Origin of the sequence: Aeromonas rivuli (genome assembly GCF_020149575.1) — a bacterium.
GTDB lineage: Bacteria > Pseudomonadota > Gammaproteobacteria > Enterobacterales > Aeromonadaceae > Aeromonas > Aeromonas rivuli.
In genome coordinates this window covers 1,346,066-1,366,447 of the sequence record NZ_CP079742.1, presented here as the reverse complement: position 1 = coordinate 1,366,447, position 20,382 = coordinate 1,346,066, and the positions used below count along the sequence as shown (strand labels likewise).

Sequence of the window (20,382 nt, the reverse complement as noted above, 5' to 3'; positions counted from 1 at the left end):
TCTCGTCCTTAAGTCTCAAAGAGTTAACTTACTTCTTACGCAGCTGTTTGAGCTGGCCCATGGTGAAGGTGACGGCGACGATGACGATGATGCCGCGCAGGATCAGCTGCTGATCCACGTTCAGCCCCATCAGGATCAGGCCGTTGTTGACCATGCCCATGATGAGGGCGCCGATGACGGAGCCCACCACCATGCCCTTGCCACCAAACAGGTTGGTGCCACCTATGATGACGGCGGCGATCACCAGCATGAGATCGCTCTCCCCCAGGGTGTAGCGGGCACTCTGCAGCCGTCCCGAGTAGAGGATGCCGGCCAGGGCGGCGAGAAAGCCGTTGAGCATCAGCACGTAGAGCTTGATGCGGTTGATGTTGATGCCCGAATACATGGCGGAGATCTTGTTGCCGCCCGTGGCCAGCACCTGTTTGCCAAAGCGGGTGTTGCGCAGCACGAAAGCCCCGATCACCGTCACCAGAATGGTCCAGATGAAGAGCACCGAGATGGGCCCTATGTCCCCCGAGCCGAAGATGAACACATAGAGGTCGTTGTCGATGGGGATCGACTGCAAGGAGGTGGACCAGCGGGCGATGCCGGTGATGATGCCGGTGGTCCCCAGGGTCACCAGGAAGGAGGGGATACCGACCTGGGTCACGAACAGGCCGTTGATGGCCCCTATCATGGTGCCCACCAGCAGCGCCGCCGAGACCGCCAGCAAGATGCTGTCCGTCTCTTGCAGGGTCAGGGCCGAGACGATGGCGCTGAGGGCGACCGTGGCACCGAAGGAGAGATCTATCTCGGCGGCGCTCAGCACGAAGGTCATGCCCACCGCCATGATGGCGATGGTGGCAGTCTGGCGCGCGATGTTCATCAGGTTGACGGAGCTCAAGAAGCCCTTGTCATGGAGCACCACCGAAAAGAACACGAAGATGCCGACGAACACCATGTAGATGATGTAGTCACGCCAGTTGATACGGCTACCCTTGGGGGCGGCCGGCAGGGTTAAATCTTTCATCCTTGACTCCTCGTTTGTCATTGAACCGCCGCCAGCAGCGTCTCTTCATTCATGCGCCGCCCTTCCAGGCAGGCAACGATGCGTCCTTTGTTTACCACATAAATGAGGTCGCAGAAGCTGGCGACCTCGGCATACTCGCTCGACACGAAGATGGCGCCATTACCGGCGGCGACATAGCTGTCCACTATCTTCATGATCTCGTACTTGGCATGGATATCGATGCCGAAGGTGGGATCGTCGAGCAGCAGCACCTTGGCCTCGGTGGAGAGGCATTTGCCGATCACCACCTTCTGCTGATTGCCGCCGGAGAGAAAACGCACCGACTGCTCGGGGCCGCTGGTCTTGACCCCCAGGCTCTTGATCTGGGCACGTACCATGGCGTCACCCTTGGGTTTGTCCAGGCTCAATCCCTGGGAGAGCCGGTCATAGGCGGCCATCAGCATGTTGTCGGCCACGGAAAAATCGAGTACCAATCCCTGACTGCGCCGCTCCTCCGGCACCATGTTGATGCCAAGCGCGATGGCCTGCTTGGGGGAACGGACTCGCACCGGCTCGCCATTGATGCGGATCTCGCCGCCCTGAATGGGGGTCAGACCATAGATGGCCTCGAGGATCTCGGTGCGCCCGCTGCCCAGCAGCCCCGCCAGTCCCACCACCTGGCCCGGCATCACCTTGAGGGAGATGTCGTGCAGTTGTGAATTTGATACCCCGTCCAGCTCGAGCAGCGCCACGGCATCCGGCGCCGATGCCGGGCGCGGCCAACTCAGGCTGGTGTCGCCCTTGCTGCCGAGCATGGCCTCGACCAGCGCCTCGACACTGGTGTTGCTGGTGTTGGTGGCGAGCACCGTATGGCCATCACGCAGCACGGTCACTGCATCGCAGACCCGCATGATGTCGCTCAAGTAGTGGGTGATGTAGATGATGGACATCCCCTGCCCCTTGAGGGTGGCGATCACCTTGAACAACTCGTTGATCTCGTTGTTGGACAGTGAGGCAGTCGGCTCATCGAGCACCAGGATCCGGGCATTCTGGGCCAGGGCCTTGGCTATCTCGACGAACTGCTGCTGGCCGACACTCAGGCGTCCCACCTCGCAGTTCGGGTCCAGATCGACACCCAGCATGGCCAGCAGGGGTGCGGCACGGCGCACCCTGTCCCGATTGGAGATGATGGCGCCACTCTCTGCCCCCCCCGCCAGGAAGATGTTGTCGGCCACCGACAGGGTCGGCACCAGGCTCAAGTCCTGGTAGACCATGGCGATCCCTTCGGCCTGGGCCTCCTTGGGAGTCGTGAAGCGGCAAGGTTTGCCAAACAGCCGCACCTCGCCACCATCCCGGCCATGAAAGCCGTTGAGCAGCTTGACCAGGGTGGATTTGCCCGCCCCGTTCTGGCCGACGATGGCATGTACTTCGCCACGCTTGAGGCTGAACGACACATCCTTGAGTACAGGTATGCCGTCAAACCCCTTCTTGATACCACTCGCCTCTATGGCGTACAGCTCCATGTGATGACTCCTTCCATGGGATGAGGCAGCCAGCCGCCCTTGGGCGACGGGCTATGGGCTTATTGACTGAGTGCCTTGGTCACGGCGGCCGGCGGATCCCGCCGCAGGGCCTGCTGCCAGGCCTCGGCCAGGTTGTCACGGGTTACCGCATCGGCGGAGACGGTGACGAAGGGGGGAGTCTGCTCCCCCAGCTTGGCGAGGGCCCCCATGGTGGCCAGAGTCTGGCCGAGGTCATAAGGTAAATCCGTCACTATGCCGGCCACGTTGCGGCCCTTGGCCATGTCCAGGGCATTGGCGGCGCCCAAGTCCATGGTGATCACCTTGATGTCACTGCGCCCGGCGGCGCGGGTGGCGGCCACCACCCCCTCTGCGATGGAATCCCAGGGGGCATAGATGGCCTGGATATCCGGGTGCTGGGTAATGAGAGCAGAGGCAACGACCTCGCCATCATTGGCGTTGGCAATGCCCTGCTTGGCGAGGATCTGGATGCCGGGGTGGTGCTTGGCCAGGTTGGTCAGCACCGCCTGATCCCGCTGATTGGTGACGTAGTAATTCGCCTCGTGGTAGATGAAACCTATCTTGCCCTGCTCACCCACCGTCTTGGCCAGCATGTCGGCGGCCAAACCGCCCATCTCGAACAGGTCATCGGTGACGATGCCGGCATAGTCCTTGCCGTACTCGAAACCGCTCGGCAGGTTGCTGATCAGCACCAGTTTGCTGCCCTGCTGCACCGCAGGACGGAAGGCGGCGGCACCGGAGACGGGATCGACCACCAGGGTGAGAATGATGTCGGGGGACATGGCCATCACGGTTTCCACGTCCGTCTTCTGTTTGTTGGCATTGAATTCGGCATCGGTCACCGCCACCACCTTGACGTTCAGATCCTGGAACTTGTCCTTGGCACCCTTGATGAGGGCACTCGACCAGTCCGAGGTGGTGTGCATCAGGATGGCGGCCGTGTAGTTCTGGGCCTTGACCCTGTCTTGCTGAGCCGTGGTGAGTGTTACCTGGGTATAAGGGGTCGGTTGTTCGCCATTGGGCCCCAGGGTCGTGGTCGCCTCGGCGGCGTGGGCCCCGTTGCCGAGCAGCATGGCGGCGGTCAATCCTGCCAGTAAAAAGTGTGAGCGTTTTGCCAACATGGTATTCTCCCTATATCCATTGAGTGGTTGATAGGTATTATCTAGGTGTTTTATAGCCTGTAATGAGATGCACCTCACTAAAGAGCGCGATTTTTTTGCGATTCAGCTCACAATACGTTTAATTTTTGTTAATTAATGACAGGAAAAAACCTGATCGCCTAGGTATTCCATGGATGAGCAGAACGCGGAGCAGGGGTGGATGAAGGTGACATACGGGGCCCGATCACGAGATGCAGAACTGGAAGGAACATGAGTAACAAGCTGACCGCCATAGACGAGCAGGGGCTCTGCCATCAGCTGCTGGCACGCAATGACATCTATTTCATCAGCTTCGATGAGCAGGAGCAGGTGGTCGCCTCCAGCTATCCGGTTGACACCCTGACCCTCAACCGGCTCGACGATCTGGTGTTCCTGGTCGGTCCCGACTATCTGAAGGCCATGCGCCAGCGGATCCGGGGCAACCTGCCCACTCTGCGGTTCGAGATCCTCAACCTTGCCTTCGAGCTGTTCGCTCACCACGGGCCGGACGGCACCCGCAGCTGGTGCCTGCAGATCAAGCCAAGCGATAACCAGGACGCCTCCGGCATAGAGCAGGATCACCGGCTCATCAACGAACTCGGTCACTCCCTGGCGGCCCTTAGCGGCAATCAGGGGGCGGCCCCCGGCGAGCAGCATCAGCAGCTGATCGCCCGCCACCTGCCCGAGGTGGAGCAGAAGCTGACCCAGATCCAGGATCCAGCCCTCAAGATGTGCCTGGAGCTTATTCGCGCCAGCATGGAGAAGAGCCTGCACGGCCTGCAGGAGGAGGGAAATCAACGCCTGCTGGAAGTGCTGACCCCCTCTGAGATGCAGGTGGCCGAGTTTATTCGCAGCGGCATGTCCAGCCAGGAGATCGCCAGCGCCCTCAATGTGGCGCGCAAGACGGTGGAAAATCATCGCAACAGCGTGCGCATCAAGCTTGGACTGGCCAACCGCGGCGTGAACCTGCGCAACTATCTGCTTAGTCTGGAAAAATAGTCTGGAAAAATAGCCTGCACAGTCACAACAGACGGGGCTGCTCTGTCATGGGTAAATCTATGCAACTATCTGCCTAGTCTGAAAAAATTGCCTGAGGCAACTTGCATCACCCGCCGCTTAGTCTGGAAAAATGACCCCATGATGGGCGTCAGCGCACAAGGAGAACCCCATGCAACAAGTCGTTTATGTCGCCAATCCGGTCAGCGGGTTGATCCATGTCTTTGCGCTGATGGAGGATGAGCTGGTGCCGCTGCAACAGGTGCAGACCGGGGGGGAAGTGCAACCACTGGTCATCAGCCCGGACCAGCGCTGGCTCCATGCGGGGGTGCGACCCGACTTCATGGTGCAGAGCTATCCCATCCAGGCTGATGGTCGACTCGGCGAACCGAGCTCGGCTCCCCTCGCGGGCAGCGCCTCCCACACCTGCACCGACGCACGGGGCAGACTGTTCTTCGCCGCCTCCTACGCCTTCAACCACGTCAGCGTCTCCCCCATGGATGCGGCGGGTCGGGTGCTGGCGCCCCACCAGCGCATCGATGCACTGATGGCCGCCCACTCGGTGACCCTGCTGGCCGATGAGCAGGGTCATCAGGAGCTGCTGGTCGCCTGCCTCAAGGAGGACGTCATTCGCCGCTTCACCCTGGGGGACGATGACCTGCTGGCCCCCCACCCCCTTGGTGACATTCACACCGCCCCCGGCGCCGGTCCGCGCCATCTGGCGCGCCACCCCGACAACGGTGATATCTATTGCCTCAATGAGCTCGATGGCACCCTCAATCGCTACCACCGGGAGGCGGATGGGCATATCAGCGCGCGGGAGAGTCTGGACATGCTGCCCGAGGGTTATCAGGGAGAGCGCTGGGGGGCCGACATCCACCTGACCCCGGATGGGCGTTTCCTCTATACCAGCGAGCGGGCCAGCAGCCTGCTCAGCCTGTTCGGTATTGACCAGGAGAGCGGCGCCCTGACCCCCCTCACCCACTTCCCGACCGAACCGTGCCCCCGTGGCTTTGCCATCGACCACAGCGGGCACGCGCTGATTGTGACCGGGCAGGATTCCCAGGATGTGGCCCTGCACCGCATCGCACCCGCGACGGGGCAATTGAGCCTCGCCTCCCGCCAGCCGGTGGGCAAGGGGGCCATGTGGGTGAGGATATTGAAGCTCGACGGACGCCCCGCCTGAGCGCCCGAGGCTCACGCGGCCTCAGTCGCCACAAAGAGAGGCGGCGCTCAGATCGAGCGCCGCCAGCGGGAAAGATCAGCCACCTCGGCGACTACTTGCCGTTGAGGTCATCATCCGGCCAATATTTGTAACCCTGCATGGTGGCCTGCACCGCGACCCCCTGCTCGGTGAGCTGGTACATCTTCACCTTCTGGAAATCGGCGTTGGCCGCTTCGCTGACCACCACCTTGCCATCATCGGCCGACTTGGCAGCCAGATCAGCCTGGGCACTGGCATCGAATCCTGTGGTGATGAATCTGTCCAGGGCGGTGACATCGTTGAAGATGATCAATGCCTGGAATTTCTTGATCCCCATGCCGATCCCCATCCCGGCCGTCGCCATCCTCATATAGGTGTCACGGCCGGTGCGGTTGTCATGGAGCACGCCATAACCGCTGCCCGCACTGAGCACCAGCAGGTTGTTGTTCACATTGGTAAAGACGGCATAACCCTTGGATTTTGCCACCTCCTGTCGGATGCCCGCATCCTGGCCATACAGGGTGGCAAGGGTCTGCTGGCGCATCTGTTGAATGTTGCTACGCTGCTCGGCCGGGGTGTCTCCCTTGGCGGCACAACCAACAAGCAGCAGAACGGCCACAATATGAATCCATAGACGCATCTCATTTCTCCTTTATGTTTCACGTGCGGAAGCTGCCTTCAGATGACGCGCCAGCTCCCACTCCAGAGTCCAGTCAGAGACAGGACTCTGATCCCTTCGATCACGCTCCCGTCTCCCGAAAACCCCAACCAGATATCAGTACCTTGTGAAGTCCATCTCCCCAACAGCCACAGGTTCTCTGCGGATCCCCCCAGCAACGCGCGCTGGGGGCGTGCACAGACAAGGCATCGATGGAATGAGACACCGATGCCCTTGCCTACCCCTTGCTCACCTCACCGAGAAATGCGGTGAAACGCTGCCAGGATTTGGCATCGGCGTCGGCGCGATAATTGGCGCCGCCAAAGACGCTGAAGGCATGGGGGGCACCGCTATAGCTGGTCGCCTCATGGGTCACCCCCGCCGCTTCCAGCTCACCGATCAGCGTGGCGAACTCTGTCAATGAAACAGCCTGATCCGCGCTGCCATGCTGGATGAGCAGGCTCGCCTTGGTCTGCTTGTAGTCCTGGCCGGGGGGCGTGGCCAGGCCACCATGAACGCTCACCACCCCCTTGAGATCGGCGCCGCTGCGGGCCAGCTCCAACACGGCCGCGCCGCCGAAGCAGTAACCCAGTGCCACCACATTGTCGAGGCGCCCACCCAATCGGCCCGCTTCGGTCAACGCTGCCATCAGCAGTGTGCGCATCCTGGGTCTGTCCTGATAGAGCGCGCCGGTGAGCCGCTTTCTCTCCTCCATCTCGGTCGGGCGCACACCGGCACCAAACAAGTCGACGGCAAACACGCTATAACCGAGCGCCGCCAGCATCTCGGCGCGTTTGACCTCGTAATCGGTCAGACCGTCCCAATCATGCACCAGCAGCACCAGAGGGGCCTGCTTGTTGCTGCCAAGGTAAAAGCCCTCAAACGCTTGACCATCGACGCTATAACTGACCGGGCCCGCCTGACTCACACCGCCCCATACCAATCCGAACAGAGCCAAAATCCATGCCATCTTCATCACGTTCTCCTTGTTAGCCCGTTGCAACTCACTGCGACCCTGATTGTAGCCGCTCTCAAGCCAGGCCTGCGGAGCATGACCCGCAGCCGTCCCACCATGGCTGGCGACCCAATAAGAAGAGGCCACCCTGGGGTGGCCTCTTTTTGGCTATATGGCGACGAAGGGGGGCTTAATCCTTGGCCGACTCCATCGCGCCCTCTTGCGAGTGCGCAGGCAGGATCAGGTTGAGCAGGATGGCGGCTACCGAGGCCAGACCCACACCGGCCAGGGCGAAGTCACCGATCTTCAGCTCCAGGGCGCCGACGCCAACGGTCAGGGTCACGGCGACGATGGCGATGTTGCGGGCCAGGCCCAGATCCACCTTGGACTCCACCAGGGTCTTGAGGCCGATGGCGGCAATGGATCCGAACAGCAGCAGCATGATACCGCCCATCACCGGCATGGGGATGGAGGTGAGCAGGGCGTTGAACTTGCCGAAGAAGGCCAGGATGACGGCAAATACCGCAGCCCAGGTCATGGTGACCGGATTGAAGTTGCGGGTGATCATCACGGCGCCGGTCACTTCCGCATAGGTGGTGACGGGGGGGCCACCGATGAAACCGGCGAAGCAGACGCCGATGCCGTCACCGGCCAGGGTGCGGTGCAGACCCGGGTTCTTGGTGTAATCCTGGCCGGTCACACCACCGATGGCGAGCACGCCGCCGATGTGTTCGATGCAGGGGGCGATGGCCACCGGCAGCATGAACAGGGCGGCGGCCCAGTTGATCTCCGGGGTCTCGAAGTGAGGCATGGCCAGCCAGGGGGCGTTGGCCATCCCCTCAAAGCTCACCTGCCCCATCATGATGGCAGCCACATAACCGGCGATGACACCGGAGAGGATGGGAATGAGCTTGATCCAGCCCTTGCAGAACACGGCCGCAATCAGGGTCACCGCCAGGGAGATCCCCGCCAGGGTGAGTGCGGTGGTCGGCTCTACGACCTGATCGCTACCGGCACGGCCCATAGCCATGTTGCAGGCGACCTGGGCGACGGAGAGACCAATCACCATGATCACCGGGCCAATCACCACGGGCGGCAGCAGCTTGTGCACGAACCCCATGCCCCGCACGCGGATCAGCGCCGCCAGGATGAAGTACATGAAACCGGCCGCAAACAGGCCAAACATGGTGGACGGCAGTCCCCAGGTCTGGGTGGCGTAGATGATGGGGGCGATGAAGGCGAAGCTGGAGCCGAGGAAGATCGGCACCTGGCGGCGGGTGCAGAGCTGGAACAGCAGGGTACCCACACCGGCGCCGAGCAGGGCCATGGAGGGGTTCAGTCCGGTGAGCAGGGGCACCAGCACCATGGCACCGAAGGCAACAAACAGGATCTGCAGCCCGGCGACACTTTGCTTGACTAAGGAAAACATGAGCGTCCTTACGATTTTGATGACTGAGGGTGATATTTCACACTTTTCAATCATCACTACATATTTTCAAGGCAGGCTTGACACAAAAAAGCATCAATTTTTACCTTTTACTGCTTGGGGAGGGCGAGAAACTAACCTTTTAGGCGGGATTCGTTGCTACAAGCATCGAGGATGCGATTTTACGCACCTTTCTGGCAAATTCCAATCGTTTGCCTATGGGATAATTTTTTATTTGTCTATTTTGCGAACCTGAAACGAAACAGGCGACCCTAGGGTCGCCTGTCTTGATGGAGTAGCCTCTTATACCTTGCGATAAGGCAGGTAGGTCGGCTCCCACATGTGGCTGAGGATATGTTGTTCCAGATCCTGGCCTATCAGGGGATGGGTCGGATCTCGGCGAACGATGTCTTTGAGCACCGCGGTAGCAACCCGCACCGAGATGGCGCGCAGGTCACGGATCGGCGGGAAAACCGTGCCACGGGCCAGATCGGCCTCGCTCACGCACTCGGCCAGGGCGAAGGCCGCCGTGGTGAAGATGTCGGCGCCAATCTCTTTCACCTGGCTGACGATGGCGGCCAGCCCCACCCCGGGGAAGATAAAGACGTTATTGCCCTGACCGATGCGATAACGCTCCCCCTGATACTCGACATCGGCGAACGGGCTGCCGGTGGCGACGATGGCCTTGCCCTGACTCCAGCGGTAGATGTCTTCCGGCAGTGCCTCGCAGTTGGCGGTCGGGTTGGAGAGCGGGAACACCATGGGGTGTTCGCAGTGCTCGAGCATCAGCTTGATGTGCTGCTCCTGGAAGGCCCCGCCAGCCCCGCTGGTGCCCAGCAGCACGGTGATGGGAACATGACGCAGCACCTCGGTCAGCCCGGCCTTGCCCTGCACATCCCATTGCGCCAGCAGCAGACCCGGTTTGGCGTAGCGGCGCTTGTACTCGTCGAGCCCCTCGCGGTTGTCACACACCAGCCCCTGGGTATCGAGGATATAGATGCGATCCCGCGCCGCCTGCGGATCCAGCCCCTCGCGGATCATGCCCGCACAGATCTGATCCGCCACCCCGACCCCGCCGGCGCCGGCGCCATAGACCAGATAGTTCTGCTGGCCCAGGGTCTCGCCCTTGAACTTGACCGCCCCAATGATGCCCGCCAGCACCACGGCGCCTGTCCCTTGGATGTCATCATTGAAGGAGGGCAGTGCCTGCTGGTAGCACGCCAGATTGTTGAAGGCATTGGACTTGCTGAAGTCCTCCCACTGCAGCACGGCATTGGGGAAGTGACGCTTGACCCCGGCCACGAACTTGTCGATGAAGTCGTCATACTCCTTGCCGCGAATACGACGATGGGGCTGGCCGAGATACATGGGATCATCCAGCAGCGCCTGATTGTCGGTGCCCACATCGAGCGCGATGGGCAGGCAGCAGGCCGGATGAATCCCCGCCCCCAGGGTATAGAGGGAGAGCTTGCCGATGGGGATGCCCATGCCGCCCACCCCCTGATCGCCGATGCCGAGAATACCCTGGCTGTCGGTGACCACTATGATGCGAATCCCTTTACCATCGAAGTGCCGTGCCTGGGATCCCATGTCCTCGACATTTTGCGGGGTGATATAGAGGCCGCGCGCCTTCTGGAAACGGTGGCTGAACTCCTGACACGCCTTGCCCACGGTCGGGGTATAGATGATGGGGGTCATCTCCTCCACATGCAGGGAGATCAGGGCGTAGAACAGGGTCTCGTTTCTGTCTTGCAGCGCGCGAAGATATTGATATTTCTCAATGTCGCTGCAGGCGCTTTGAAAACCCTGATAGACCCGTTCCAGCTGGGCCTCGAAGGTCTGTACCTGGGGTGGCAGCAGACCGTCCAGGTCAAAGTCGGCGCGCTCCTGTTCGGTGAAGGCCGTGCTCTTGTTGAGGTAGCGGTTGTTGAGCAAGTCGGTGCCGGTGAGGGACACGGGGCGAAAGGCATTGCCTTCTGCATCTTTCCAGAGCAGATATTGTCCAGTAGCCATAGTCATTCTCTTTGATTTACATGAAGTTGCCATTGCGGCGAAGAAGCGAGACACATAGTGAAATCAATCATATAACTTTTACTTCATCGATTTTGTGAGGCCGGGCATAAAGTCGCTCACCCCAGCGGTGCCCTCCCGGCCCCTGCCCCGGCCTCGACTAAGCTAGATCTGCCATTGTCATGGAGCAGCCACCGCTGGTGCCGTTGCTTCGCGACTCGGGCACACATATCAACCGCACTTCGGACTCAAGGAAGCTCATAATGGGAAGCACGCGACTGGAAGCCTTTAGCGATGGCGTCATCGCCATCTTGATAACCATCATGGTGCTGGAGCTCAAGGTGCCCCACGACGCCAGCTGGTCGGCGCTCATCCCACTGCTGCCGGTGTTTCTGAGCTATGTGCTCAGCTTCATCTACTTGGGGATCTACTGGAACAATCATCATCACATGCTGCACACCTGCCGCCATATCACAGGCCCCATTCTCTGGGCCAACCTGCACCTGCTGTTCTGGCTCTCCCTGATCCCCTTTGCCACCGGCTGGATGGGGGAAAACCACTTCGCCAGCCTGCCGACCGCCCTCTACGGCCTGGTACTCTTGATGGCGGCCATCGCCTACTTCGTGTTGCAGACGCTGATCATCCGCTCCCAGGGCCCGCACTCGCTGCTCAAGCGGGCACTCGGCAGCGACTGGAAGGGCAAGGTTTCCCCCCTGCTCTATTTCAGCGCCATCGTCGCCGCCTTCTGGGCCCAGTGGCTGTCCCAGCTCATCTATGTGCTGGCCGCCCTGATCTGGCTGGTGCCGGACAGTCGCATCGAGCACATCCTGGCCGAGCATGAGGCGAACTAGCTCGCCTTTCCCCATGGCGTCCATCAGCCAGTATCCCGGTTCGGCTGGCAGCATCACGCCCCGGCGAAGGGCTCAAGGCGGAGCGGATTGATCTGGATCACCCCAGAAAGCCCGGCAGCCGGATATAAATGCCATTGCCCTGCCGGCCCCCTTGGCGCAAGATCGGCCGGAGCCGAACCGCAAACGGCGACGGTGCCCGCAACGAGCCCGCGGCCAGCATCCTTCCACCGAACCTGACAGAGCGACATGACGCCAGACTCCGCAGCCCCTCGTGCCCACTTTCCCGTTTCTGCCGTGATCCTGGCCGGTGGCCGCGCCACCCGCATGGGGGGCGACGACAAGGGTTGGGTGCCCCTGGCGGGCAAGCCCCTGATAGTCCACGTGCTCGAACGTCTGCGCCCCCAGGTGGACGAGCTGCTGATCAACGCCAACCGCAGCGAGGAGCGCTACCGGGCGCTGGCCCCGGTTATCGATGATGGCAACGGCAATTTCCTGGGTCCCCTGGCGGGCATGCAGGCTGGTCTTGCCGCCGCCCGCCACGACTGGGTGCTGTTCGTGCCCTGCGACGGCCCCGGCCTGCCGATGGATCTGATGAGCCGCTTTCGCGCCGCGCTGACGCCGGACATCGAGCTGGTTGTGGCCCATGATGGATCTCATCTGCAACCCGTGGTCGCCCTGCTGCACAAGTCCCTGCTCCCCTCCCTGCGCCAGGCACTGGCTGAGGGGGAGCGCAAGATAGCCTGCTGGTTTGCCCGCCACCGGATGGCGGTGGTCTCCTTCGTCGATCAGCCCGATGCCTTCATCAATCTCAATGATCAGACCGAGCTCGCCGCCTACGAGGCGCGCCTGCTGGGTGCAAGCGGATCGCTGGCAGGGGACGCACGTCCATGATCCCTGCGCAACGGCCCCTGCTCGGCTTCGTCGCCTGGAGCGGCACCGGCAAGACCACCCTGCTGGAGCGGCTCATTCCGCTGCTGACCCGGCGCGGGCTGCGGCTGGGGGTGCTCAAGCATACCCATCACCACTTCGATACCGATCAGCCGGGCAAGGACAGCCATCGCCTGCGCCAGGCTGGCGCCTTGCAGGTGATGGCGGCCTCCTCCCTGCGCCACGCCCTGATCTGCGAGACCCCGGAGCAAGAGCCCTCACTGGAGGCGCTGCTGGCCCGCTTCGACTGGGAGCGGCTCGATCTGCTGCTGGTCGAGGGGTTCAAGCATCACCATTTTCCCAAGATAGAGCTCCATCGCCGCGCCCTCGGGAGGCCCCTGCTGTTCCCAAGCGACCCGGACATAGTGGCGCTCATCAGCGATGAGCCCGAGGCGACCACCCTGCCCCAGTTTCGTTTCGAGGCCCTGGACGCCATCGCCGACTTCCTCTGCGCCCGGCTGCCCCGGGATGCAAGCAACCAGCCCCCTTTATCGCCGCCGCTGCGCCTGTTCGCCCTGGCCCTGGAGGCCATGCCCAATCCGGCGGGGGAGGCTTGCCTGCCCGGCCACCTCAGCCAGGATGCCAACGGCTGCTTGCAGGTGCGTCCGGCAAGTGCTTTCATGCCCTCTGCCCTGCCCCCGGCCAACTGCGTGATCGAAAACCCCGCCCGATCGGCCATCATCCCAGGTGAGCGGGTCCGGATCCGCCTCTTGCCCTGATGGCGAGCGTCAGCCGGCACGGCAACACGAGAAGATCAACCTGACATGAGACGACTCCCTTGCGCCTGAACACGCCGCTCTCCCGCTTCGATCTGCTGATCTATGGTCGCTACCGTCTGGTCCACGGCCTGCGCATCTCCCTGGCCTTCACCCTCACCTTCCTGCTGACCCGGGAGCTCAAGCTGCCGGAGAGCACCTGGCCCCTCATCACCCTGGTGGTGGTGATGGGCCCCATCTCGTTCTGGGGCAATGTCTTGTCGCGGGCCCTGCAACGGGTGGTCGGCACCATCTTCGGCGCCGCCTGCGGGGTGGTGGCCCTCTATCTGGAGCTCTACTCCCTGCCGCTGATGCTGGTATGGTGCAGCGCCATCATGTTCCTGTGCGGCTATCTGGCGCTTGGCAAGCGCCCCTACGTAGGGCTGCTCATCGGCATCACCTTAGGCGTGACCATGGGCGCCATGCCGGGGGACATAGAGACGGCGCTGTGGCGCAGCGGCGATGTGATCCTCGGCTCCTTGCTGGCGCTGCTGTTTTGCAGCATCTACCCCCAGCGCGCCTACAGCCACTGGCGGTTGCAGCTGCACGACACCCTGCTGCAGGCGCACCGCCTCTATCACACCCACCTCTCCCCCAATATTCTGGAGCGCCCCAGGCTGGCCCAGAGCCACTCCCGCCTGCTATCCAAAGTGGTCAGCCTACGCCCCTTGCTGGCCCCCGCCGTCAAGGAGACCCGCCTCAACAGCTCCCTGTTCGAAGCCATCCAGACCACGATGCGCAACACCCTCTGCATCCTGGAGATGCTGGCCAACACCTACTGGCGGGATCGGCAGAGCCACTTCCTGATGCAAAGCAACCCCGCCTTGCGCGCCTGTCAGCAGGCTGCCGAGGAGGTGTTCACCCAGCTCGCCCTCATGCTCAAGAGCGGCGACAGCAGCGCCGCCGAGCAGGCCATCGCCCGATTGCAGGCGGCGGCCGCCCAGGTACAGGCCGAGGTGCGCCCGGGGGCCGATGACGAGGCCACCATCAGCGGCTACCTCTGGCTCAATCTGCAGCTCACCGAGCAGCTCAGCCACCTGGGGCGCTTGCTGGGACTGGTGCTGCAGCCATACGCCACCCCCGCGGCGCGAAAATGACAAAGCCCCGCAGAAGCGGGGCTTTGTCATCAGGATGGGAGCGGGATCCTCCCAGAGGCAGCGTGGCTCAGGCGGCCACGCGTCCGGTGCGACTCATGGTCGCCAGCTGCGCCTGGGTCAGGGTTGAGACCAGGCGACCCTGATAGTAGAGATCGACCACATCGCCCCGGCGCTGGCCTCGCATTGTGCTGCGGCTGCCATCCTTATAGTGCAGCTCCATCAGAGCGTTATCTGCATCCGGGTAGCTAATGTCCATGCTGCGCACATCGGCGGGCAGGCTGGCCAGGGGAACTGTCTTGAGGGAGCTGTCCAGATGCTGATTCACCTTGATGGCCGTGTCGACCTTATGATCGACCAGCGCAGGAGACTTCCCGGTGATGGGGTTGGTCCCTGACCAGAATTCCACGGTATTGAAGATGAAGAGATCCGCGGTTGCGGCCAGGCCATAGACGGGTGAAAGCAGCACGAAGACGCCGGCGCGGCCGTAACGGTTATCCACCACCTTGAGGTTGCCTTTCGTCACCATGGAGGAGAGCCCCATCTGCCCCATGCAGCCACCCAGCCCCAGGGTGCCCATCGCCAGCAGCAGCGACAACGCCACCTTCTTGCTTATCTGTTGTGCCATATCCGTCATGTCCGCCGTCTTGAATCATCGAAAGGCGGCCAGCCTAAACAAGGGGGCAGAGGGTCACAATCGGCAAGGGGGAGGCAGTACAGGCAGGGTTCAGTTTAACGGTGCGATCGCGCAATGAATCAACAATGGAGGTGGCATCTCTCGCCATCCTCTGCTTGAGGGCAGCCTCTTCACCAAGATGGTGCCGGGCACGCACCGCCAACCCTCCCCCCCTTATAGCTAAGGGTCAATCGATTCCACCTGGCCCGATCTTGCCCGCCCGCAGCAATCAATCCGGCTGCCGCTCCAGGTAGCCTGAATGTCCCACGAAGCCGGCCTGTTCATAGAGAGGACGGCCAGCCTCGCTGGCATGGAGCCACAGCTTGCCAAACTTGGCCAGGTCGGCGTAGCGAGTCATGGCAGCCAGCAGTTGCCGAGCCAGTCCGCGCCTTCGCCATGAGGGGCGGGTATACATGTTGAGCAGATAAGCCTCCCGGCCAGGCAGGTTGCCGGGGTACGGCGGCCGCTCGAACAGGGCCAGGCTGCCCACAGCCAAGAGCCCTCCCCCCGCCTCTCCTTCCTCGGCGACCCAGGAGATGAGCCTGCCTTCGGCCATGGCACGGCTGAAATAGTCGACACTGGCCTGATGCAGCGCCTCCCCCTGATCCCCCAACGCCTCCCCCAGCTCGGCAAAGAGCGCCATGCGCAGCGTGACCAGTTCAGGGATGTCGGCCAGGGTGGCCTGACGGATATTCATTGCCTGGTCTCCCAGCCACAATCGGGGTTCGCCATGTTGACGGGGGAGCCCGCGGCAAAGGCGATCAGGTTGTCAAAAGCCTGACCCAGATAGAGCTCGTAGCTGTCGCGGGTGACATAACCGAGGTGGGGCGTGCCTATCACATTGGCCATGGCGAGCAAGGGCTCCTGGCTCGGGGGCTCGCACTCGAACACATCGAGGGCGGCAAAGCCGGGTCGCCCGGCCTGGAGCGCCGCCAGCAGAGCGCCGGGCACCACCAGCTCGGCCCGGCTGATATTGACCAGCAGGGCATCGGGCTTCATCAATGCCAGACTTGCAGCAGTGACACAATGGCGGGTGGCCTCGCACAGTCGCAGGTGCAGGCTCAGCACATCACTATGGCGAAACAGCGCCGCCTGGCTCGACGCCGCCCGATAACCTGCACTGCAGGCTGCCGCGCGGGATGCCTCACTGCCCCACACCAGCACCGTCATACCAAAGGCCTGACCGAAGGCCGCGACCCTGCGCCCTATCTTGCCAAACCCCCAGATACCCAGTGTCAGCCCCTCCAGGGAGCGCCCCAGCCCCAGGCTGCCGCTATCTTGCCACTGTCCCTGCTGCAACCCCTGCCAATAGGCGGGCAGCTGGCGGCTCGCCGCCAGGATCAGGGCCCAGCACAGCTCGCTTGGCGCGACAGGGGAGCCACTCCCCTCCACCACCAGCACCCCATGGCGGCTGCAGGCGGCAAGACTCAGGTGCTGACTGACTTTGCCGGTCTGACTGATGATCCGCAGCCGGGGCAACTGTGCGAGCAGGCTGTCATCGACCTGGCTGCGCTCACGGATCAATACCAGGGCATCGAACGGGCGCAGCCGCGCGACCTGCTCGGCCTCGCTCTGGGCAGGAGTCCGAAACAGCGTCACCTCATGGTCTGCCAGCTTGGCAAAACAGGCCAGCTCGCGCGTGGCCCCCTGATAGTCGTCCAGTATGGCTATCTTCATCCCTGCTCCCCTGGCCCATAAAAAATGCCGGTCAATGACCGGCATCATGGTGCATCAAGGTATCTCCATTTGACAACTCAATGCGGCAACTGGCTCCCTCAACCGACTGGCGATGGCCTTATCTCAGTCTGGTGATCAGCCAGCGATCCAACGAGACCGGCCCCGCGCCCCATACCACCAGGGTCAGCAGCATCCAGCCCCAGAGCTGATGATCGAAGAAGCCGCTCGGCCACAGGGTCGGATAAGAGATGACGGCGATGATATTGAAGCCAAACAACAGCAAGGCCGCGGGACGCGTCAGCAGACCAAGGAGCAGCAGCACAGGAATGAGCAGCTCGGTGGCCGTGCCCAGGTAGGCGGCCCACTGCCAGGGCAGCAGGGGCACCTGGTACTCGAACTCGAACAGATAGAGGGTCGAATCCCAGGCATTGAGCTTGAGCCAGCCCGCGCGAAAGAAAGCCTGGGCAACCCAGAGCCGCGCCAGCAGCAATACCCAGCCCGACAGGGCTCCCTGCCAACGATCGGCCAGTTGCTGACCACGGGCGATAAGATGTTCCATCAGATAATTCCTTTCTGTTTACTTATTGATCGTCAACGCCCGGTGCGGCGTCGACTGAAAATGCCACCAGCAGCCCCTGGGCCACCAGTTGCGGCAAGAGTGCGCCAGGGTTGAGCGCTTCATCGAGCTCGGTCAGGGGGATCCCCTGGCGGCAGGCCTGCAACAATTGATACTGCCCTTTGTCTATGGCCACAGGGATGACACTGAAATCCGGCTGTTTTTGCAGCGCCAGCCAGCACTGTTGCAACGGCTCGGGGGGAGCCTCGCCCCCCGTCAACGCCATCCGCCACAGGCCGACCACGTCGGCGCTCACCGACAGCAAAAGAAGATTGTCGGCAACCAGCAAACGTACCCTGTCCCACTCATCCGGCGCCAGCGCAGCCAGCGCATCCGCTGGCCATCGGCGATGCTCGAATGGCAACAGGCTCGCTCGCTCCAACTGCCATTCGAAGCGGGCCAACTCGGCCAACCAAGGCAGATGCGCCGTGGTCGGCAACTTCTCGAGCCAGTCGGCGAACCCTGTGCCATAGCCGGTCACACAGCCCTCTCCTGGCGGGTTGGCCAGAATGAACCCCCGGGCGGCGGCATTGAAAAAATCCTCCCCAACCATGGCCTGGCTCGCGGCATAGCTGATGGAGAGCACCTCGGTGAGACTGAGGATGAAGTTGTTTCGATAGACCTGCAGCAAGGCCTCGGGAGGAAAGCGTCCCGGCTGAATATGTGCTGCGACCTCATTTGGCTCGCCGAGCAGGCTGGCGGCAAACTCCCGTTGCAACGCCCTGACGGATCCCGGGTCTGGTTGCTCAGTCACCCGCTCAGACATGGTGTCTCTCCTGGCGCCGAGCCATGGCAAGCTCGGCAATCTCGCTGGCCTTGTCCGCCTCGGCAATCAGCACAGCGAGCGCCGGGATCTCGAGATCCCACTCAATCAGAGTCGGAATAGTCCGCCTGACACAGATATCGCGATAGAGCGCCCAGACGGGTTCCACCACGGGGCAACTGTGGGTATCTATATAGAGGTGGCCCTGCTCGAGGGATTTGTCGGTAAAGCCGGCCAGGTGGATCTCTTTGACGGTATCGAGATCGATGGCTGCCAGGTACTCGGTGCAAGGGAAACCATGATTGAAGGCGCTGACATAGAGGTTGTTGAGATCGAGCAAGAGGCCGCAGCCACTGTGCTGCTGCAACTGCGCCAGAAATTCCCACTCCGGCATGCCTGCTTCAAATTGCAGGTAAGAAGAGGGATTTTCGATCAATAGCTCGCGACCCAACTGATCCTGCACCGCCTTTATCTTGTCGCTCATCTGGACCAAGGCCTGCTGGGTGTAGGGCATGGGCAGCAAATCATTGAAATGACGGCCGTCGACACTGCCCCAGCTCAGATGCTCAGAGATGCGCGCAGGCTTGATGGCCGTGATCAGGGCGCGCAACTGGGCAAGGTGGGCCCCATCGAGGGGATCGCTGGAGCCCAGGGACATACCCACGCCGTGCAGGCTGATGGGGTAATCTTCGGCCAGCTGACTGAGCATATGAAAGGCCCGGCTGTGGGGCTCAAAATAGTTCTCGCTGTGCACTTCCAGCCAGCCAACATCGGGGCGTTCTGCCAGCATGACTTGGTAGTGGGGGGCGCGCAGGCCAATACCGATGGAGGAGTGCATCAACCCTGTCTCCCTTGCATACCAGGAGGGAGGGGCGACTCGTCAAGCGCGCGTCGCCCCATGAGTGCTTACTTCGGCTGCAGGCTGCCACCAGCCAGTTTTTCGCACAGCCCTTTTGGCATGACCACGAAGGCATCACCCGCCGCATCAGCCTTGGCGGTACCGGCGCAAGAGCTGGTCTTGGTCGCGCAATCATTCTGGCCAGCCTTGACCACGCCGAAACACTTCTCTTTCTCGTCGGCGGCCATGGCGGGCGCGGCGATAAACTGGCTGCCCAGGGCCAGCAGACCGGTCATGGCAGAGGCAAGTGCGATCGATTTCTTCATGTTCATATTCCTTCTGAATAGAGGTCGTCGGGGTTGAATGAACCGCGGCGCGGATTCAGTGAATAGAACCGGCCCCCGCCCACTAATCTTTCAGGCAATGTCAGAAAAAATGTCAAACAGGCAGGGCAGCCTGCATTAAATAAAACGTAACGCCATGTTTTAAATGAAAAAATAAAAATAAAAAAAAGGCAGCCGCTGCTGCCTTTTTTTATTTTTTTGCCGAGGGGTTATCCCATCAGTAGAAGATGCGGTCGCCCCGTTCACTCATTTTCAACCAGACCGGCTTGGTACTGGTTTTGCTCCAGACTCGGTGCAGATAGCTGTAGAAACGCGCCCGATCGCGGCGAAACAGCATGATGGGAAACGCCAGCACGCCGACCAGGAGCACCAGGGTGCGACGCAGGATGATGCGAGTCAGGGAGAAGGGATGAAACATGATTGAACGCCTCACTGGTAAGACCACTCAGCAAAGTTTACGCCATGAATTGTTGAATTACTACACCATTCTTACCCATATGGCCGCCAAATCCTGCATTCAATGACAGAGATGAAACTTAATTACGTTTATTAACCAAACAATAACAATGTTTGCCCAAGCAGCCACCCTTGACCAGAGTTAGAGCAGATACGACAGGGGGATGACGGATGAAGATAGCGAACATGGTGCTCATCGGCCTGTGCGGCCTGCTCGCCCACAACGAATGGCAGGAGTGGCGCAGCAATGTCAATGACAGGATAGCCTTTGCTGACAAGGGGGTACCTACCGCCAGCCTGTGGCAGTGTGGTCTGCTCAAGCAACGCATGGCCGAGCTGGATGAAATCAGCACGCAAGGTTCGCCCATGCAACGGCAGGATATGATCGAATTGAGGAAATATCTGGATACGCAGTGGCTGTCACATCGGTGTGACATGGCATTGGAACAGGGCTAGAACGAGGGAAAT

At 61.5% G+C, this 20,382-nt stretch carries 22 protein-coding genes; 7 read left to right on the top strand and 15 right to left on the bottom strand.

Features of this window, described 5'->3' with window-relative positions; translation table 11 throughout:
• Positions 1-28: 28 nt before the first annotated feature.
• The 3 genes from KYK33_RS06525 to KYK33_RS06515 are packed head-to-tail and all read right to left on the bottom strand — an operon-like array spanning position 29 to position 3,650.
• Positions 29-1,009 (bottom strand): ABC transporter permease, encoded by a 981-nt coding sequence (locus tag KYK33_RS06525; protein ID WP_084218170.1) that lies wholly within the window; start codon positions 1,007-1,009, stop codon positions 29-31.
• Between the two features lie 17 nt (positions 1,010-1,026).
• The gene (locus tag KYK33_RS06520; RefSeq protein WP_042041526.1) at positions 1,027-2,511 is read right to left on the bottom strand and encodes a sugar ABC transporter ATP-binding protein; all 1,485 of its coding nucleotides are present in this window, start codon (positions 2,509-2,511) and stop codon (positions 1,027-1,029) included.
• 59 nt (positions 2,512-2,570) lie between these two features.
• Entirely contained in the window at positions 2,571-3,650 is a 1,080-nt protein-coding gene (locus tag KYK33_RS06515; RefSeq protein ID WP_224432441.1) for a substrate-binding domain-containing protein, read from the bottom strand.
• 249 nt (positions 3,651-3,899) lie between these two features.
• On the opposite strand from KYK33_RS06515, the gene KYK33_RS06510 reads away from it, so the two are divergent.
• Complete coding sequence (locus tag KYK33_RS06510) at positions 3,900-4,667, top strand: helix-turn-helix transcriptional regulator (protein ID WP_042041524.1); 768 nt, start codon at positions 3,900-3,902, stop codon at positions 4,665-4,667.
• 169 nt (positions 4,668-4,836) lie between these two features.
• Positions 4,837-5,850 carry a 6-phosphogluconolactonase gene (gene pgl, locus KYK33_RS06505; RefSeq protein ID WP_224432440.1) on the top strand — a complete coding sequence of 338 codons (1,014 nt, stop codon included), beginning with the start codon at positions 4,837-4,839 and terminating at the stop codon, positions 5,848-5,850.
• Between the two features lie 91 nt (positions 5,851-5,941).
• On the opposite strand, the gene KYK33_RS06500 is transcribed toward pgl, so the two are convergent.
• The 4 genes from KYK33_RS06500 to KYK33_RS06485 all read right to left on the bottom strand — a co-directional run bounded on the left by KYK33_RS06500 (position 5,942) and on the right by KYK33_RS06485 (position 10,920).
• Positions 5,942-6,508, bottom strand: a complete 567-nt coding sequence (locus tag KYK33_RS06500) for a lipid-binding SYLF domain-containing protein (protein ID WP_042041520.1) — start codon at positions 6,506-6,508, stop codon at positions 5,942-5,944.
• Between the two features lie 256 nt (positions 6,509-6,764).
• Positions 6,765-7,502: a dienelactone hydrolase family protein gene (locus tag KYK33_RS06495; RefSeq protein WP_224432439.1), complete on the bottom strand. Its 738-nt coding sequence runs from the start codon at positions 7,500-7,502 to the stop codon at positions 6,765-6,767.
• A 169-nt stretch (positions 7,503-7,671) separates the two neighbouring features.
• Complete coding sequence (locus KYK33_RS06490) at positions 7,672-8,910, bottom strand: uracil-xanthine permease family protein (RefSeq protein WP_042041518.1); 1,239 nt, start codon at positions 8,908-8,910, stop codon at positions 7,672-7,674.
• 300 nt (positions 8,911-9,210) lie between these two features.
• Complete coding sequence (locus tag KYK33_RS06485; RefSeq protein ID WP_224432438.1) at positions 9,211-10,920, bottom strand: NAD-dependent malic enzyme; 1,710 nt, start codon at positions 10,918-10,920, stop codon at positions 9,211-9,213.
• Positions 10,921-11,180: 260 nt separating this feature from the next.
• Between KYK33_RS06485 and KYK33_RS06480 the strand changes: the two genes are divergently transcribed.
• The 4 genes from KYK33_RS06480 (at position 11,181) to KYK33_RS06465 (ending at position 14,547) form a co-directional block, all read left to right on the top strand.
• Positions 11,181-11,768, top strand: a complete 588-nt coding sequence (locus KYK33_RS06480; RefSeq protein WP_224432437.1) for a TMEM175 family protein — start codon at positions 11,181-11,183, stop codon at positions 11,766-11,768.
• 246 nt (positions 11,769-12,014) lie between these two features.
• Complete coding sequence (mobA, locus tag KYK33_RS06475) at positions 12,015-12,659, top strand: molybdenum cofactor guanylyltransferase MobA (protein WP_224432436.1); 645 nt, start codon at positions 12,015-12,017, stop codon at positions 12,657-12,659.
• Positions 12,656-13,414, top strand: a complete 759-nt coding sequence (gene mobB, locus KYK33_RS20235) for a molybdopterin-guanine dinucleotide biosynthesis protein B (protein ID WP_224432435.1) — start codon at positions 12,656-12,658, stop codon at positions 13,412-13,414. Before mobA ends, mobB begins: the two co-directional genes overlap by 4 nt.
• Before the next feature lie 59 nt (positions 13,415-13,473).
• Complete coding sequence (locus KYK33_RS06465; RefSeq protein ID WP_224432434.1) at positions 13,474-14,547, top strand: FUSC family protein; 1,074 nt, start codon at positions 13,474-13,476, stop codon at positions 14,545-14,547.
• A gap of 67 nt (positions 14,548-14,614) precedes the next feature.
• Here the strand turns inward: KYK33_RS06465 and KYK33_RS06460 are convergent, their stop codons facing one another.
• From KYK33_RS06460 to KYK33_RS06425, 8 genes are all read right to left on the bottom strand, one after another.
• Entirely contained in the window at positions 14,615-15,172 is a 558-nt protein-coding gene (locus KYK33_RS06460; protein ID WP_224432962.1) for a DUF3332 domain-containing protein, read from the bottom strand.
• A 277-nt stretch (positions 15,173-15,449) separates the two neighbouring features.
• Positions 15,450-15,917, bottom strand: coding sequence for a GNAT family N-acetyltransferase (locus KYK33_RS06455; protein ID WP_224432433.1), 468 nt, complete (start codon positions 15,915-15,917; stop codon positions 15,450-15,452).
• Positions 15,914-16,897 (bottom strand): D-2-hydroxyacid dehydrogenase family protein, encoded by a 984-nt coding sequence (locus KYK33_RS06450; RefSeq protein ID WP_224432432.1) that lies wholly within the window; start codon positions 16,895-16,897, stop codon positions 15,914-15,916. The genes KYK33_RS06455 and KYK33_RS06450 overlap by 4 nt, the downstream gene beginning before the upstream one ends.
• 118 nt (positions 16,898-17,015) lie before the next feature.
• Positions 17,016-17,456 carry a DoxX family protein gene (locus tag KYK33_RS06445; protein WP_224432431.1) on the bottom strand — a complete coding sequence of 147 codons (441 nt, stop codon included), beginning with the start codon at positions 17,454-17,456 and terminating at the stop codon, positions 17,016-17,018.
• Positions 17,457-17,478: 22 nt separating this feature from the next.
• Positions 17,479-18,279, bottom strand: coding sequence for an HvfC/BufC N-terminal domain-containing protein (locus KYK33_RS06440; protein WP_224432430.1), 801 nt, complete (start codon positions 18,277-18,279; stop codon positions 17,479-17,481).
• Positions 18,272-19,114, bottom strand: a complete 843-nt coding sequence (bufB, locus tag KYK33_RS06435) for an MNIO family bufferin maturase (RefSeq protein WP_224432429.1) — start codon at positions 19,112-19,114, stop codon at positions 18,272-18,274. The genes KYK33_RS06440 and bufB overlap by 8 nt, the downstream gene beginning before the upstream one ends.
• Before the next feature lie 68 nt (positions 19,115-19,182).
• Positions 19,183-19,440, bottom strand: a complete 258-nt coding sequence (locus KYK33_RS06430) for a BufA1 family periplasmic bufferin-type metallophore (protein ID WP_042041505.1) — start codon at positions 19,438-19,440, stop codon at positions 19,183-19,185.
• A gap of 235 nt (positions 19,441-19,675) precedes the next feature.
• Positions 19,676-19,876 (bottom strand): YbfA family protein, encoded by a 201-nt coding sequence (locus tag KYK33_RS06425; protein WP_042041503.1) that lies wholly within the window; start codon positions 19,874-19,876, stop codon positions 19,676-19,678.
• A gap of 209 nt (positions 19,877-20,085) precedes the next feature.
• Between KYK33_RS06425 and KYK33_RS06420 the strand changes: the two genes are divergently transcribed.
• Positions 20,086-20,370, top strand: coding sequence for a hypothetical protein (locus KYK33_RS06420; protein ID WP_224432428.1), 285 nt, complete (start codon positions 20,086-20,088; stop codon positions 20,368-20,370).
• Positions 20,371-20,382: the final 12 nt, after the last annotated feature.